The sequence below is a fragment of the Bacteroidota bacterium genome (assembly GCA_005882315.1).
In the GTDB taxonomy this organism is placed as follows: Bacteria; Bacteroidota; Bacteroidia; order Chitinophagales; family Chitinophagaceae; genus VBAR01.
In genome coordinates this window covers 1,534,396-1,550,581 of record VBAR01000001.1, presented here as the reverse complement: position 1 = coordinate 1,550,581, position 16,186 = coordinate 1,534,396, and the positions used below count along the sequence as shown (strand labels likewise).

The window sequence follows — 16,186 nt, the reverse complement described above, 5'->3', positions numbered from 1 at the left end:
ACACTGCTTATACCTACTTAAAAAACTTCATTTATAATATTTTGCATCAAAGAACATATGTATCATTTTTTATTGTTCAACAAATGTTACTACACTCGACGATGGAAGTGTATAAACAAAAGAATTATTTGAAACCGCTATGCTTGTTCCCGGCTCTGCATTTTTGAGGAATGTTGTGGTATATGGTATAACATTCCCCAAAGATGCATTAGTTACCGTAATTTTTTGCTTTACATCTGCCTGCAGGTTGTTTATTACTACAATAACTTTTTTGCTGCCACTCTTATATGCAGATATTAAAACATTTGACAAGGAGTTTGTTGTTGTTCCTAACCGAACCGAACCTTGTTTAATAAACCTGGCAAATTGGGACATCATATATCCCCGCTTTGTAACACTTCCATCCTGTCCGATAAGACCATAAAATCGTTTGCCATACCACCAGATATATGCACTGAAATTTGCTTTGGTAAAGCAATCATGAATTTCAACAGCCGTATTCATATTAGCCGCATAAGTCGTTAGGGTGTCTAAGTGTTCTGTCATCCATACTTCTTTGCTTTTTGTTTTAGCCAATGCATTTTCTACAATACCTCCGCCGTACAAGTGTGTTCCTACAATATCTAAATTTGCTACCGCGGCGTCATCAGATAAAATTGTATTCACATAGGTCTGATTATTATTAACCAACTCAGGGGCTATTAAACGGGTAGCTGTGATTAAGCCTCCCTGGTTCTTTATGAAATCTCTCATTTCTGAGGCAGTCCAAACACAGCCTTCATAGCTTGGATCCCAGTCGGGCTCATTTTGAACAGATACAGCATATAATGGAGCTCCGTTTGTTTCCATATAAAGAGCAAAGTCATTCAAATATTTTGCATATGCGGCTCCACTATCCGGAATAAGTTTACCACCAATAATGTTGTTATTTGTTTTCATTCTTGCCGGAGGACTCCACGGACTGGCAAATACTTTTGCTCCTCGCAGTATGGCGGCTTTAGCATGGTTCAATTCCGTTGCTCTCCATGCATCATCTGACGCAATTCTTATTCTAAGAAAGTTCAATCCAACCTGGTTATTGTCAGAGCCAAAAAGCTTGTCAAACTCATCGGTAGTTAAAGGCGTGGTATTAGACGGAGCAAAAACTGTAGCACAACCAAAGCCCTGTATCACTTGGTTGTTTTCATTTGCTAAAATGGTCACCTCTGCTTCAATAACATTTGTATTGCCTCCACCTGTATTATTATTGCTTTTTTTAGAGCATGACAATAGACACAAAAACAAAATCAGTTGTAGCAATATTTGATTTAATGTATTTGAAGAAATAATTTTTTGTCTCATAGTATTAAAAATAAACTTATTTACTTTTTATCTCAATAAAGCCAATACAACTACTAATATGAGTAACCGAAATCTATTGAAAAAAAACAAAATCAATTTCCTTGGTTTTTATTTTATTTGATTCAATGCCAGAGATACATCTTCAAGAGGCCTTTTACATACCTTATTTGTACATACATATATTAATGTCTTATTTACCGGTAACTTATCTTCCAACAAAGGAAGATTCTCTTTATCTGTCTCACCCATGAACACACAATCCGGCAAATATTTTTTTTGTAGTTCCTTATTCTTTGTATTTGCTTCCTTACCCATCACTACTACTTCATAAGTACCTTGCGAAAAGAGCCCGGCCAGGCTGCACCATTGGGCATGATAAACCGGGAATAGATTTACTTTGGTTATTACTGATGTCAGCATCCCCTTGGATATATCACTATAAGAACTGTCGTCATAAATAACGCCAAGCGAATAAAGTACACCCGCCATTATTGAATTGGAAGAAGGAATTGCGTCGTCATCAATCTCCATTTTCCTTACAGCAAGTTTTGATTCATTTGATGCTGTGTAATAAAACAATCCGGCATCCTTACTGTAAAAATTTTTGATAGCATGATCAGTAATTTGTTTTGCAAGGGTGATCCAATTTATGTCAAAACTGACGCTATAAAGTTTTATGAACGCAGAAGCTGTCAATGCATAATCATCAAGGAAACCATTAATTGAGGTTTTTCCGTCTTTAAAATTTCTTTTTAAGCTACCATCATTGCCAAGCATATTTTTTTCAAGAAATTTTGCGATTATCATTGCTTTAGCTAAATAATCTTCTGTACTAGTTGCAATATAAGCATCGGCATAGGCCTTAAGCATCATGGCATTCCAGGCAGTTAAAGTTTTTGTATCAGCGGCCGGTTTATTTCGTTTATTTCTTTCTTCAAGTAATACCTTTTTAGTTTTATTTAAAAGAGAAATGAATTGACCCGGTGTTTGTTTTTTAAAAACTGCAAATTCCTGTGGAGTGTAATTTGCGAATAATATATTATTTCCCTTATTCCAATTACCCATCGGGCTCACATTGAAATATTCTGTCAATAAATTTTCATTGCCTGTAATTTTTTTAAAATCGGATTCTTTCCATGTATAAAAATCACCTTCACCATCTTCTGTATCGGCATTTAACGAGCTGTAATAACCACCATGTGAAGAAGCCAGGTTTCTTTCAATAAAAGAAATTGTTTCAGTAATTATAGTTTTATAAAAATCATTTTGTGTTATTTGATATGCGTGTGCATATAAACTTATCAACTGTGCATTATCATAAAGCATTTTTTCAAAATGAGGAATGTGCCACTCATTATCTGTTGCATACCGGGCGAATCCTCCATCGAGATGGTCATAAATTCCGCCGAGAGCCATTTTGTACAATGTCATTGATGCTGCATTGAGAGCTTTTTTATTCCCGGTGAAATAGTAATGCTGAAGTAAAAATTCAGTTACTGCAGGCATTGGGAATTTTGGCGAACCTTTTAAACCTCCATTTACAGTATCTGTTTTTGAGTAAACGCTGTCAAATAAATTTTGATACTCCTGGTTGTTCATTACAGTAGCTGTACTATCAACTCTATTAAAAGAGAATTCTTCGTCAGCAATTCCTTTTGTCAATTCATTAGCTTGTTTAACTACCAGGCCATGTTTTTCTTTATATGCTTTTGAAATATTTGTCAGCAAACTCATCCACCCGGCTTTGCTATAATAGGTGCCTGCAAAAAAAGGTTTACCATCAGGCAAGGCAAACGCATTCAAAGGCCATCCCCCGCCACCGGAGATCAACTGGCAAGCATACATATATATATTATCAATATCGGGCCTTTCTTCTCTGTCTACTTTTATACAAATAAAATTCTCATTCATTATCCTCGCAACTGCAGTATCCATGAATGACTCCTTCTCCATTACATGACACCAATGACAGGAAGCATATCCAATACTTATAAGAAGTGGCTTGTTTTCTTTTTTCGCAATTGTAAGTGCTTCATCATTCCATTCATACCAATTAACAGGATTATCAGCATGTTGTTGCAGGTAAGGACTGGAAGCTGTTGCTAACCTGTTCTTCTTACCGCCACTACTGCATGCAGAAAGAAGAATAATGAACAGTATTGAAAAAAGATTTTTTATAAACTGACCTATTTTTTGTTCTTAAAAATTCGCAATGAATCATTATTTGAACTTACCAGTACGGCAACTCCGACTTTTGTTTTGATCGTCTTAATGTCCTTTACATTATAAGGTGCAAAAAAGCCACTTTCTGCCGGGTTTCTGCTGATGAAACTTCCATCCGCCGTCCCTTTCAAAAACAAACCAACTGATGCATCTGCCGGTGTCGTTTCTACTTCCACATTGAATTTATTTCCCGCAATCAGTATATCTTTTTTGCCATCGCCATCAAAATCATTTACCAATATGCCATTTACAGTTGATAGTTGCGCTTCAACTGGTAATTTCTTTATTGTAAACTTTCCTTTGTCATTGATAAAAATTACGGAAGAAAAAAGATAGGCTTGATTGTGATAGGCATTTTCGATCTCTTCGCCCAGAATACCCTTCAGGTCACTTTCGGCAAATGAAAGGTAAGTAGGGAATTTCTTTGCTATTATCGGGCACTGTTGCGAAGTGCATTCACGGCCGCGAATTGGAACAGTGATATCGCCAAGATGCTTTGCCAGAAAAATGTCATTAGTGCCATTGTTGTCAAAATCCTTTGCATAAATTTCAAAAGGTTTTTCTTTGCTCGCTGAAAATTTATAGTTCTCGCCAAGGTTGCCTGCAATCAGGTCAAGGTCGCCATCACCATCAATGTCATCTGCAACAATTTTATTCCACCAACCTTCTGTTTTTTCAAGGCCATATTTATTTGAAATATCTGTCATCTTCCCAGCGGTATATTCATAAATTTTTATAGGCATCCATTCGCCTGAAATAACCAGTTCTGGCTTTTTATCTCCATTCAGATCCGCCGCTACTGCTGTTTTAACCATACCAATCTGCAATAGATCGGGAGCTAATTCTTTGGTTTTATCGATCAGTTTGCCGTTTTCATTAATGAGTAAATAACTTTGAGGTGGCTTGGGATATTGATGTGGCAAGACTTCCCCACCCCTGAAAATGTCAAGATCATTATCACCATCAACATCAAATGCAATGACACAAGACCCGCTGCTTACTGTTAGCGGAAGTGATGACTTTGAAAAGTTTCCTTTTCCATCATTCACATATAATCTATCCTGGTACATCTTTGACCCATCTGGAAATTCGCTGCCGCCACTGACAACATACAGATCGAGATCACCGTCACCATCAACATCAAAGAGAGTTGTACCAAGATCTTCATAATCTTTGTCAGCTTCAAATGCAGGTTCAACTTGCTTAACAAACCCTCCATTTTGAAACCTGTATAAAGCACCGGCCTGGTTTTTTGCTCCTCCAACATAAAAATCTTCTTCGCCGTCACCATTTACATCGCCTGTAGCAATAAAAGGTCCGCTAACTGAAAATTCATGAGGCAATAAGATCTGGTCTACGTATTCATCATACTTGTTTTCCTTATGTACAAATGGTTGTCTTAAAAACTGGTTTGTTGCTTCGATAAAAGAAGAATTAAACACCGGTGATGAATAGTGATTTGTTTCTGCATTTTTATACACTGCTTTTATAACCTGGTTCGAAGTGATTTCCTTTAGAGAGTTCTCTTTCCCATCAGGCCATTTGATGACAATGCTGTCAATTTTGGTCGTTTGACCGAGACCAAAATGTACAATGGGCTCATTGCAAGACATATACCCCCGAACTGTTTTTTGCTGAAAGAATTGACGCATTTTACCGTCATAGTAAAGCGAGACCTTGGCACCAATTCCATCATGGTTCTTTTCAGGACCTTCCAGTTTTATTCTTATATAATTATTTTTTTTGTCAGTAGCATTTTCATAAAGCAAAGCTTCCTGGTCAAGATTATTTACGACCAGATCAATATCTCCGTCATTGTCAAAATCTGCAATTGCAGCACCGTTAGAAAATGTACTATCTGTTAAACCCCATGCTTCTGAAACGTTTTCAAATTGCAGATCGCCTTTGTTTCTGAATAAATAGTTTCTGACTTTGATGGGATTGTATATTTCCATATAGTCCTTGAATCCTTTTTCAAACATCTCTTCGCCGGATGAATACTTGTGCATGTTTGCTTTTACGTATTCATCTTGTTTTTTTAAAATATCCCCATCAAAAAGATCACGACGGTAACCATTCGCTACATAGATATCCCGCTTTCCGTCGTTATCAAAATCAGATAATAATGTAGCCCAGCTCCACTCCGTTTTCGCTACACCTGCCAATTGTGATATTTCACTAAAAAATCCATTTCCCTGGTTCAGATGCAATGCATTATGCATGTATTGCTTCTGAAATCCACTATCAACGATAGCCCAAAAGCCTTCAACATCCATTCTTGGCATCGAAACCTTTGATCGTTTATAATTTTCAGGCAACATCTCAGTTACATAAATATCTTCATAGCCATCGTTGTTGATATCAGCAATGTCAGCTCCCATCGAAAAAAGTGACAAATGGTTCGTCAAACTTTTTACTTCGTCTTTAAAAGTGCCGTTTTTCTGATTGATAAAAATATAATCGTTATCTGCATAATCATTGGAGACAAAAATGTCAGCATACCCGTCATTGTTCAAATCAGCTGTCAGTACTGAAAGTGCATATCCGAATGTGTGATTGATCCCTGCTTTTTTTCCAATTTCAGTAAACTTACCGTCATCATTACGATAAAGCTTAGCCCTGCATTTATCTTTTGGTTCTCTTTTACCAGATACCATTCTTGACAAACCAAGGTAAAATGAATCCGGCCTGCTGGTAAGAAACAGATCCAGATCATTATCATTGTCCATATCGAAAAAAGCTGAGTGTTGGGAATATCCATCATCATCTAAGCCATATGTTTTGGCTTCGTCTTTAAATGTGTTGTTACCCTGGTTTACATATAGCAAATTCCTTCTTTCATCGTCAGAATCTTCAAACCCACCCTTACAAACATAAATGTCCAGCAGTCCATCATTGTTAATATCAACCATAGTAACTCCATTATCCCATCCTTTACCGCCATCTACACCCGCCGAAACTGTAATATCCTTAAACTTCATTCCTCCTTCATTCAGGTATAACCTATTTTGAACTTCATTCCCAGTAAAATAAATATCCTGTAACCCATCATTGTTAATATCACCAACAGCTACACCTGCGCCATTGTACACGTAAGCAAACTTGTCAAAATAATTTTTATCATAATTTTCGTCGACAGCATTGATAAATGTAATACCGCTTTGCTTTGAAGAAATTTTTTTGAAAAATGGTGAACCAGGGGTCACGGTCTCATTATTATTGTTATTGCAACTTATCACAATAAGACAAATAAGGATAGCGAAAGCATAAAATCGAAATAGGCAACTCGTTGTCTTGTTTTTCATCAATCAAGATTTTTTTAAACACTACTTTGTTCCATTTATATAAGACTGGCATTTATTAAATACAATATTTCCTACACTCCGTCCAAGTTTTAAACCTTCGACATTTTCTATCGGTATATGGTATCCCCCCATAACACGGGAGATGCCTGCCATGTCCGCTGTTTGTGAAAACGTTTCGAATTTTAGGAATATTGGTTGACCTAAATTATCAGGTTCTGTCAATTCACCCGGGGTTCTTTTAACCTCAAACCCAAATTTATCACTTCCTGTGAAAAGCCGTAGCACTTCTGAGCAAGCTCCGCTAACAGTACTATGTCCTGAAACATAGCTTGGAAATGCAGGACATAAAAATGCATCAGGAGAGTAAGGTCTCCAATCCTGTCCCTTTATTTCACCCCACCCTTTCTGTGGACCGGACCATCCTTTTATATTCTTGTCTTTAAAATAATAATGCACCAAGGTATATGGTCTTGCAAAGTCATAATGCATTTTAGTATCCCAGCAAGCGATAAAAGCATCCATAGCTGCTGCCTCAACTGAAAAGTACATTTTGACATCATCATCCAATGTGTGTTTATCTTTCTTTGAAACTTCTTGAGAAAATATGAACCAATGTCCGGCTTGCTGGACAGACCGGGGACCGTCCCTCATAAACTCAACAAGGGCTTTCTGTTCATTTGTAAGATTTGCTTGGTAATCCACCACAGCCGTAACTTCTTTTTTCAACTCTTCTGATATAAGTGGTGGAGGTGGAGGGGACCTGAATTGATTAGCTGAATCTATGAACAAAGGCTTTACCAAGCCCCAGTGTGGGGTAAGACAGCCGGGAGCAAACCTCCCTCCTTTACCATCAGAAAAATATTTCGGCTGCCAATGCTTAATATCATTCATAGTGTCAGCGGAATTAACAGGATAATAGCCAGTATAATCAGAATAAGGCTTTCCGTTTGATCTACTTATGCGGCCGCCTTGATTGGAGCCGTCATTCATTCTTGCTTCCATGACAGTTTTTGCCGCAAGATTTCCTATTCCCTCAGGTGTTTTAGTATCCAGTGAATTGTTATAAGGATCAAACCCAAATGATCTCATTTTTTCAGTAAGCATTACTGAATCGGAGGAGTAATACTCCATCATTGTTTTATATGCTGCGTAGCTAATTGCTTTTTCTTTATTAGCCAATGTTCTTTCGGGTGCCGGACGACGATCTACGTTTTGCAAATAAACAGGAGTAGCTATAGAGTCATATCTTGACCATGCATCGAACACAGCAGTCCAGATGAGACCTAAGAACCTTGAAGTAACTGTTGGACGGGGGGAGAATTGTTCGGTATTGTTTGCTGTAGCCGTCATTGCTACATCACCCCACTTATAAGCCAGATTTTGTTCTCCAATCGGTTCATAAGTTGAACTTTCTATTTGTTTGCAACCAGAGAGAAAAAAAAATAAAACCAAGAAACTGAAAAATCTTTCCGTGGCACTGCACATAACACTTGAATTAATTCTTTGAACACAAGGGATTATTCACTAATAATAAAGATTAAATGATATTATAAAACTTGAGCAAATTAATGCTTATTAATTATCAATGCCTGGTATTTGAAATTGAAGACCGGGGATGAATAACCTTTCCCCGGTCTTGTAAATTGATAATTGTCAAAATATAAACTACTACTTGCTTGCTTACGTTTATTGATATCCTGGGTTTTGCGGATAAACCGGACCTTCGGTGACCAAATCGATCTGCGATTGCGGAATTGGTCTTAGCATATTAAATGGTTGTACTCCAGCCGCAGCTTCTGTATTGTGTAGCTGAACTCGTGAGACAAGAGTCTTTGTTCGCGAAAGGTCCCACCACCGGCAATCCTCTGCAAATAGTTCTCGGCTACGTTCGTCCAACAGAAAATCTAATGTCGCCTGGCCAGAGGTAATCTGTTGTGCTGCAACTGCAGCTGCATATTGTGCCGGAGTTTGATTGTCCTTTAACGCAGCCCTTGTTCTAAGGACGTTTATCATGTTTGCAGCGTCCTGGGCTGTTGCACCGCCTTTGATGGCTGCTTCGGCGGCTATCAGATACACTTCAGCAAAACGGAAAAGAATGTATGGCCTATCTGAATAATCATTCATGTGGCCTCTTGTTGAGTCATCAAATTTTCTCACGCTGGGGAAGAAGGCTGCTGTATATTTTACGGTGGCTCCAGCCAAATGGTCCGGTTCGAGAATTATTCCTTTGAAGGCAGCTCTTTCAGCCGCAGTCACTACTCTATCCGCCATCCAAATGGCTGTGTCTACACCATTGATCAGTGTACCTCTTGGAGTAGTGACACCCGTGGTTCCTTTTACTGATTCAGGTATGCTGTTGGACAGCCATATCGTCTCAAATGTGCCATCATACCTGGAGTCTGTGGCCCTGTTGGCAAATGCCTGATCCATCACATATTTTGTATTTGGTCTGAGGCGAACAAAAGGACGACCATTCCGAGTATCTCTCAAACAAACATTGCTCCCCCCGGTTGCAGGGTAGTTTGCATTCATAGTCGGATAGTTGGGGCGCCACATGAAATTCGATTTGTTCTCACTAAAACTTGTGGCACCGTTGCCTACTGGAGAGTTCTGTCCGAATTTAAGGTCCTTTGTATGATCTATTACCATCAATATTTCAGAGCTATATTCCTGTCCTTCCCTAAACACCGTACTGAAACTAGGCAAAAGGTTCAAGCCATATGTTGCCTTATTATCAATGATAGCTTTAGATATGGTGTATGCCTGCTGGTAGTCGTTGGGCTGTGCAGCAGTCGACCAACCGCGCCAGAGATATGTTTTGGCAAGCAGGAATAACGCTGTTGCTTTGAATGCTGGCTTACCCATTGCTGCATTCGGGATATTCGGCAAATCAGCAGATGCTTCAGTGAAGTCTTTGATAATTTGCGCATATAAATCGGCAAGGGGAGCAGGAGCATCGGCCGTTGATGCAGATGTATTAAGAGTTGTGTGCAAAGGAACCTGGCCAAATGTTGTTACAAGATAAAAATAACAGAAGCCCCGTAGGAATTTAGCCTGGGCCAGGAGCTGGGTTTTGGTAGCCGCCGGTATATCTGCATCGACTCCATATTGCAAAACTCCATTTGCTGTATTGATATCAGTATACAACGTGTTCCAGAAACCTTCATAATTGCTGGTATTACTTTTTATTACCGGGTTATTGTAGATCATCCAGCTGGCTGCGCCGGCGTCAACAGACCCGCCCCGAAGGGCTTCATCGGTACCTCCATCGAACAATTGAGTCCAAATTTGATTTGACCACTGAGTTCGAAAACTAGTGTAAATGCCGGCAATACCACCCTGGAGACCATCACTCGTGGCGAAGAAAGGAGGTGTGAAACTCGTCCTGGGCTGTTCTTCCAATAGCTTTTTACACCCTGTGTTCGCAAATATTATTGCGATTAAAAATAGGCTTTGTATAATTTTTCTATGTTTCATTAAAATAATATTTAAAGAATTAGAATTTAAGGTTTACTCCAAGAATAATTTGGCGTGTTGGTGGCACACCCATTCCGACAGTTATCGCCCGATCGTTAGCTACTGAGGTTGCACCACCACCCTGTGTGCCGATTGAATTTCCTACACCATTACCTTCCGGATCAAGACCCAAATTATCTCTTACGAGTGGGGCCCAGAGGATAAAAGGATTCTGTGCTGATACATATACCCTTAATGATTGAATACCTGCCTTACTAACCAACCTTGTAGGTAAATTATATCCCAAGTCGATAGTTCTTATCTTAATAAAAGAGCCGTCCCGGTAGGTCAGCGTTGATGTGTATTGCAATCCATCGACACCGGCATCGGGCTGGGGAAAATCATTAGTGGGATTGGTCGGGGTCCAGTAATCTACCTTTAACTGCTCTACGCGGCTGTTCAGGAAAAATGGATACCCATTACCACCGCCATCTGCAGATAGATAAGTACACACCACGGTCTGGCCAAAGCGTCCGAACAGGACAAAGCTCAGGTCAAAATCCTTATATTTGAAATAGTTGGTCATGCCTGCTATGAAATCGGGTTGAAAATTCCCTATTATTTGCCGATCCGCAGAAGTAATTGAATTATCCTTGGTCATATCCTCTATCTTAATATCACCTGGCTTTACTCCATATATTGTAGCCTGTGCTGCTTCGCTTGTTTGCCAGATACCAATTTTTTTGTAATCATAGATCGTAGTAACTGGTTGACCTACGAACCATCCATTCCCCAAATCTTGTTTAAGATTATTCTGCAGGGCCACGATCTTTTCCCTGTTGTAGAACACATTGAAATCAGTGCGCCATGTAAATCCGCCTTTGGTCTCGATATTCCGGCTGCTCAAAACAACTTCCAAACCATGAGATGCTGTCTCACCCACGTTGGTCAATTGACCACCGGGAACACCGAGACTGCCTGGAATCCTTTTCTGCAACAAGATATCAGTTGTTTTGGTGTCATAATAATCTATTGAACCCGTCAGACGGTTTTTAAAAAGACCAAAGTCAACGCCAATATTCAGACCCGCCGTTTTTTCCCAGGTGAGATCAGGGTTAGGAGCTGAATTAATAAGATAACCGTTTGCGTAATTGGTGCCGACTGTAGAACCCTGACCATAATTATAGAAATTGGCAGTAAGGCTACCTAAGGTAGTATAAGGATTTATACCAGCGTTAGAACTGACCCCCCAACCTCCTCTCAGTTTGAGGCTTGAAATCACATTTATACCACTCATGAAGTTCTCTCTATCGATATTCCAACCAACATTGAAGGCTGGATAAGTCACCCATTGATGACCCGGTGCTAATACAGAGGCGCCATCCGTTCTCACCGTCGCGGTCAGTAAATATTTATCATCGAATGAATAAATCGCTCTAGCCATATAACCAATCAAAGCAGATTCGCTATAGGCTCCGCCTTGTGGATTGATCGTATTTACCTGCTGCCAGTTATAATCCTGCAGAAAGTCGGCAGGTACGCCAACTCCATTGAATTGCTGGGACTGGAAATGATTCTTTTGTATTTCTTGTAAAACCTGTGCCTGCAGTTTATGTTTTTGGGCAAAGGTCTTAGCATACTCAAAAGAGTTGTTGATGGTATATTGCCAGCCTTCTGCATTGGACTGGCTAAGACTTGAATTTGCTGTTGTAGTGTTATTGTTAAATACGGTGTTCGGCCCTGTATAATTCTGGCCTAAAGTCTGAGACCAGCCAAAACCAAAACTCGTTTTGAACTTCAGCTCTTTTAATATTTTCAGCTCCAGGTAAAAATTATCCTGTATCTGAAGTCTGCGTTGATATGCTTTGATCAAATCATCATTACCTATGGAAGTAAGTGGATTTATTTGTGCATCATCCACACCCTGGGAGCTTGCAGGCTTAAAATTTAAAGTACCATCATCGTTATAGGGCTTAAACAGAGGGCCGAGCCTTGTTGCGGAGCCATAAGCATTGGTGCCGAGCCTATTTGATTTTAGAATAGTGTTGAAACTGGTAAACCCGACTTTAAAACGTTCAGACAATTTGTGATCGATATTGACACTGAAAGAATAACGATCCAGATCCTGGTCGTGTGTGACCCCCGTTTCCCTGTAATAACCTAAACCGAAGAAATATTGTGTTCTATCTGTACCTCCTTTAACACTTAAATCATGGCTTGTTCTGATACCTTCAGTCAGCAACAGGTCCTGCCAATCTGTACTTACTCCCGCTGCCAGGTTAGTTTGCTCGATGGCTCTGAGCGAATAAAGACTTGCACCGGCGGTAACGGAATTACCTGCAGCGGCATCCGCTTTAAACTGTGCATATTCCGTTCCATTAAACAGCCTGTAAGTGCCAATTGGATTGACCACGCCTACATAACCATTATAGCTTGTAACTGCTTTGCCGTTTGTGCCTCGTTTTGTTGTGATGATAATAACGCCATTTGAACCGCGTGAGCCATATATGGCTGTTGCAGAAGCATCTTTCAATACGTCAAGACTTGCCACGTTGTCCGGATTAATATCGTTGATGCTTCCTCCGTATGCCATTCCATCTACAACGATCAATGGATTATTGTTACCAGTTATTGAGCGGTTGCCACGAATACGAATTTGACCTGCTGTTCCAATAGTATTACCATTAGTAACAATGTCTACACCGGCTGCACGACCCTGTAACTGATTAATGACATTAGGTGCTTTGATCTCGTTTAGCGTTTCTCCTTTTACAGATACTATAGAACCTGTAACATCTTTTTTTCTTTGGGTAATCCCATAACCGGTTACAATTACTTCGCTTTCGACCTTTTCTATTGAAGCGAGGTCAACATTCAATGTTGGCCTGCCGTTTATTTTTACCTCCTGAGTTGCAAAATTTATCGCAGAAATCACCAGCGTACCATTGGAAGGTGCTGTGATCTCATAGTTACCATTTTCATCTGCGGTGGCACCGATCGTAGTGCCTTTGACAGAAATTGAAGCCTTGGCAACACCGTGACCGGTTTCATCCGCAACACGTCCTTTCACCTGGATGTTATTTTGGGTCAGACCGGGAAGAGAGAGACTCAAAATGAGGAAACCTGAAAATGCAAAAGATAGTAACTTTTGCATGGACCGGTTTTGCCAAACGAGGACTTTTCTGGCTCGTTGTAATGATACTTTCATAATCAGCAGTTTTAAATTTTGAATTTTAAAAAATTAGCAATCAACTTTTATCGACAGACTATCGTTTAGTCTCTGTTTTTCATTTGGAAAAAGATCTTTTATATAACTATATCTCTTATATCTCTCTATTCACTTATGCCGTTGCCTTCAAACGAAAAAATCTATAATTAACCTGGATAACTCTTTTTAAGGGTCTTACTATTTGAATTTTTAGTGCTTCTGCCTGTAATAAAAAAAAGAAAAAATAAATTCTGTTTTGTAAAATAATGCAGTGGTAATTAGGCTTAATGGTGGTAATAGAAGTATACAGTGTGCCAGCAATTGAAAAATGCTTATTGGGCATGTCGGAAGACGATACATTATTTCTCATACAGCGGAAGCAGTTATTAGATCCAGAAAACTTATTTTTAAACTCCTCAACTAAATTTCTGATTACGAATATAGGGGATTTTCAGAAAATTGCAACCGATTGCAATTTTTTTTTCAAAAAAACCTACTTTTATTTGCAGTGGGGTATAAATTATGGCAGAGCAAAAGGAAATAACGATCTATGATATTGCTAAACATCTTAATATTTCAGCCACTACAGTGAGCAGGGGTCTTAAGAATCATCCTGCCATTAATAAGAATACCCGAAAAAAAATTGCTGAAGCAGCGCAGGAATTGGGATATCGTTCAAACATGTTTGCTAGTAGCTTACGTAGCAAACGCACCCATGCTATTGGTGTGATCGTACCCCGGCTTAACAGTAGTTTTATGTCCTCCGTTCTTGCCGGAATGGAAGATGTGGCCACCCGTGAACATTATAATCTTATTATAACCCAATCTCTTGAAAAGCGGGAAAAAGAAAAGATCAATGCTCATACTTTGTTCAATAAACGAGTGGATGGGTTACTGATATCGCTGGCTTATGATACTGAGAATATCTCCCATCTCCAGGCTTTTTTTAATAAGGGAATACCGGTCGTTTTTTTTGACAGAACCTTTCCACATAGCGAAAGCACAAGCATTATTATTGATAACTTTTTAGCTGCATACGATGTGACTAAACACTTGCTGGAACAGGGTTGTAAGCGAATCATGCATCTCGGTGGCAACCTGCTTCGGGATGTCTATTCTGAACGTTTAAGAGGGTATAAAAAGGCCTTGCAGGACTTTGATATTCCGTTTGACGATACGCTTCATTATATCAGCGAACTTAATGAACAGGCTGGTACCGATGCTGCCGAACATATATTAAAAATGAAAGTTGCAAACCGCCCCGATGCAGTCTTTGCCGCTAACGATACAGCAGCAGTTCACTGCATGATGCGGTTAAAAACAGCGGGCATAAATATTCCGGATGATATTGCTTTTGCGGGCTTTAATAATGACCCTATCAGCAAGGTCATTGAACCTAATCTTACTACTGTAAATTATTCAGGGTTCCAGGTAGGTGAGGTAGCAGTAATGAATCTTATCAACCATCTTAAAGGTTTATCAAGTACAAAAACCACCAATACAATTGTGCTCCGTGCAGATCTTGTGATCCGCGAATCCTCTTTAAAAAACAAATCTTCCTAATTTCATTTTTTTTACGATTTTTATGCAACCGATTGCAACATGAAGCCTAAAAAAGAAGTTACTATTTATGATATTGCCCAGAAACTGGAGCTTTCATCAGCCACTGTAAGCCGTGCATTAAAGAACCACCCAGCCATTAATAAAAATACCCGGAAGAAGATACAGGACGCAGCAAAAGAACTGGGCTATCGCCACAATACGTTTGCCAGCAATCTCAGGAAACAAAAAACAAATACCATCGGTGTTATTGTGCATGAATTGAACAGTAACTTCATTACATCTGTTCTGGCAGGTATTGAAAAAGTAACAACAGAAGCCGGCTATGATCTTATCATTGCCCACTCATCGGAGAGCTATGATAAGGAAGCGGCAAATGCCTTGAATCTTTTTCATAAAAGAGTAGACGGGCTGATCGCTTCACTTGCTTTTGACACAGAAGGACTGGAACACTATAAATCTTTTTCCGACAGGTCCATTCCTATTATCTTTTTTGATCGTGTGGAAGAAAACAGTGACAGCACAAAGGTTATAATAGATAATTATAAATGCGGCTACCAGGCAACACAGCATTTAATTGAACAAGGGTGTAGACGAATTGTTCTTGTTACAGCCAACCTGAAACGTAACGTTTATGCCCAGCGGCATAAAGGATATGTGGATGCTTTATTTGATAATGGAATTGCTTATGACAAAGAAAAAGTTCTAATTAAGGATTTGAGTGAACAATGCGGTGTAGAAGCTGCTTTACAAATTTTAAAAATGAAACCTCTGCCTGACGGAGCATTTATTACTAATGATTTCTCTGCGGCTGTGTGTATGCAAACACTGAAGGAACATGGAATAAATATCCCAGAGGATATTGCAATTGTTGGTTTCAATAATGATGCGATCGGAAAAATTGTAGAGCCACAGCTTACTACTATCGATTATCCGGGTATTGATATGGGTGAAATTGCTGCCCGTAACTTGATCAACCACCTCAAGGGATTATCCAATATCAAACATACTCAAACGATAGTGATACGTTCGGACCTGATCATAAGAAAATCCTCCTTAAAAAAAAAAGGCATCCCTAAGTTGTAGATCAATT

At 39.3% G+C, this 16,186-nt stretch carries 8 protein-coding genes; 2 read left to right on the top strand and 6 right to left on the bottom strand.

Annotated elements, in window-relative coordinates; all coding sequences use genetic code 11:
* Nucleotides 1-69 precede the first annotated feature (69 nt).
* The 6 genes from E6H07_06430 to E6H07_06405 form a co-directional block, all read right to left on the bottom strand.
* On the bottom strand, nt 70-1,341 hold the full coding sequence (locus E6H07_06430) for a glucuronoxylanase XynC (GenBank protein TMI65550.1): 1,272 nt from the start codon (nt 1,339-1,341) through the stop codon (nt 70-72).
* Between the two features lie 108 nt (nt 1,342-1,449).
* Entirely contained in the window at nt 1,450-3,531 is a 2,082-nt protein-coding gene (locus E6H07_06425; protein ID TMI65549.1) for a thioredoxin domain-containing protein, read from the bottom strand.
* Nucleotides 3,528-6,869 carry a hypothetical protein gene (locus E6H07_06420; GenBank protein ID TMI65548.1) on the bottom strand — a complete coding sequence of 1,114 codons (3,342 nt, stop codon included), beginning with the start codon at nt 6,867-6,869 and terminating at the stop codon, nt 3,528-3,530. The genes E6H07_06425 and E6H07_06420 overlap by 4 nt, the downstream gene beginning before the upstream one ends.
* 21 nt (nt 6,870-6,890) lie before the next feature.
* On the bottom strand, nt 6,891-8,354 hold the full coding sequence (locus E6H07_06415; GenBank protein ID TMI65547.1) for a vanadium-dependent haloperoxidase: 1,464 nt from the start codon (nt 8,352-8,354) through the stop codon (nt 6,891-6,893).
* Between the two features lie 201 nt (nt 8,355-8,555).
* Nucleotides 8,556-10,346, bottom strand: a complete 1,791-nt coding sequence (locus E6H07_06410) for a RagB/SusD family nutrient uptake outer membrane protein (protein ID TMI65546.1) — start codon at nt 10,344-10,346, stop codon at nt 8,556-8,558.
* A gap of 19 nt (nt 10,347-10,365) precedes the next feature.
* Nucleotides 10,366-13,533: a TonB-dependent receptor gene (locus tag E6H07_06405; GenBank protein ID TMI65545.1), complete on the bottom strand. Its 3,168-nt coding sequence runs from the start codon at nt 13,531-13,533 to the stop codon at nt 10,366-10,368.
* Nucleotides 13,534-14,055: 522 nt separating this feature from the next.
* On the opposite strand from E6H07_06405, the gene E6H07_06400 reads away from it, so the two are divergent.
* Both E6H07_06400 and E6H07_06395 read left to right on the top strand, forming a co-directional pair.
* Nucleotides 14,056-15,096 (top strand): LacI family transcriptional regulator, encoded by a 1,041-nt coding sequence (locus tag E6H07_06400; GenBank protein TMI65544.1) that lies wholly within the window; start codon nt 14,056-14,058, stop codon nt 15,094-15,096.
* Between the two features lie 39 nt (nt 15,097-15,135).
* On the top strand, nt 15,136-16,179 hold the full coding sequence (locus E6H07_06395; GenBank protein ID TMI65543.1) for a LacI family transcriptional regulator: 1,044 nt from the start codon (nt 15,136-15,138) through the stop codon (nt 16,177-16,179).
* Nucleotides 16,180-16,186 lie beyond the last annotated feature (7 nt).

Coding starts and splice junctions, on each gene's coding strand:
- E6H07_06430 (TMI65550.1), bottom strand. CDS start 1,341: ATGAGACAAAAAATTATTTCTTCAAATACATTAAATCAAATATTGCTA.
- E6H07_06420 (TMI65548.1), bottom strand. CDS start 6,869: ATGAAAAACAAGACAACGAGTTGCCTATTTCGATTTTATGCTTTCGCT.
- E6H07_06415 (TMI65547.1), bottom strand. CDS start 8,354: ATGTGCAGTGCCACGGAAAGATTTTTCAGTTTCTTGGTTTTATTTTTT.
- E6H07_06410 (TMI65546.1), bottom strand. CDS start 10,346: ATGAAACATAGAAAAATTATACAAAGCCTATTTTTAATCGCAATAATA.
- E6H07_06405 (TMI65545.1), bottom strand. CDS start 13,533: ATGAAAGTATCATTACAACGAGCCAGAAAAGTCCTCGTTTGGCAAAAC.
- E6H07_06400 (TMI65544.1), top strand. CDS start 14,056: ATGGCAGAGCAAAAGGAAATAACGATCTATGATATTGCTAAACATCTT.
- E6H07_06395 (TMI65543.1), top strand. CDS start 15,136: ATGAAGCCTAAAAAAGAAGTTACTATTTATGATATTGCCCAGAAACTG.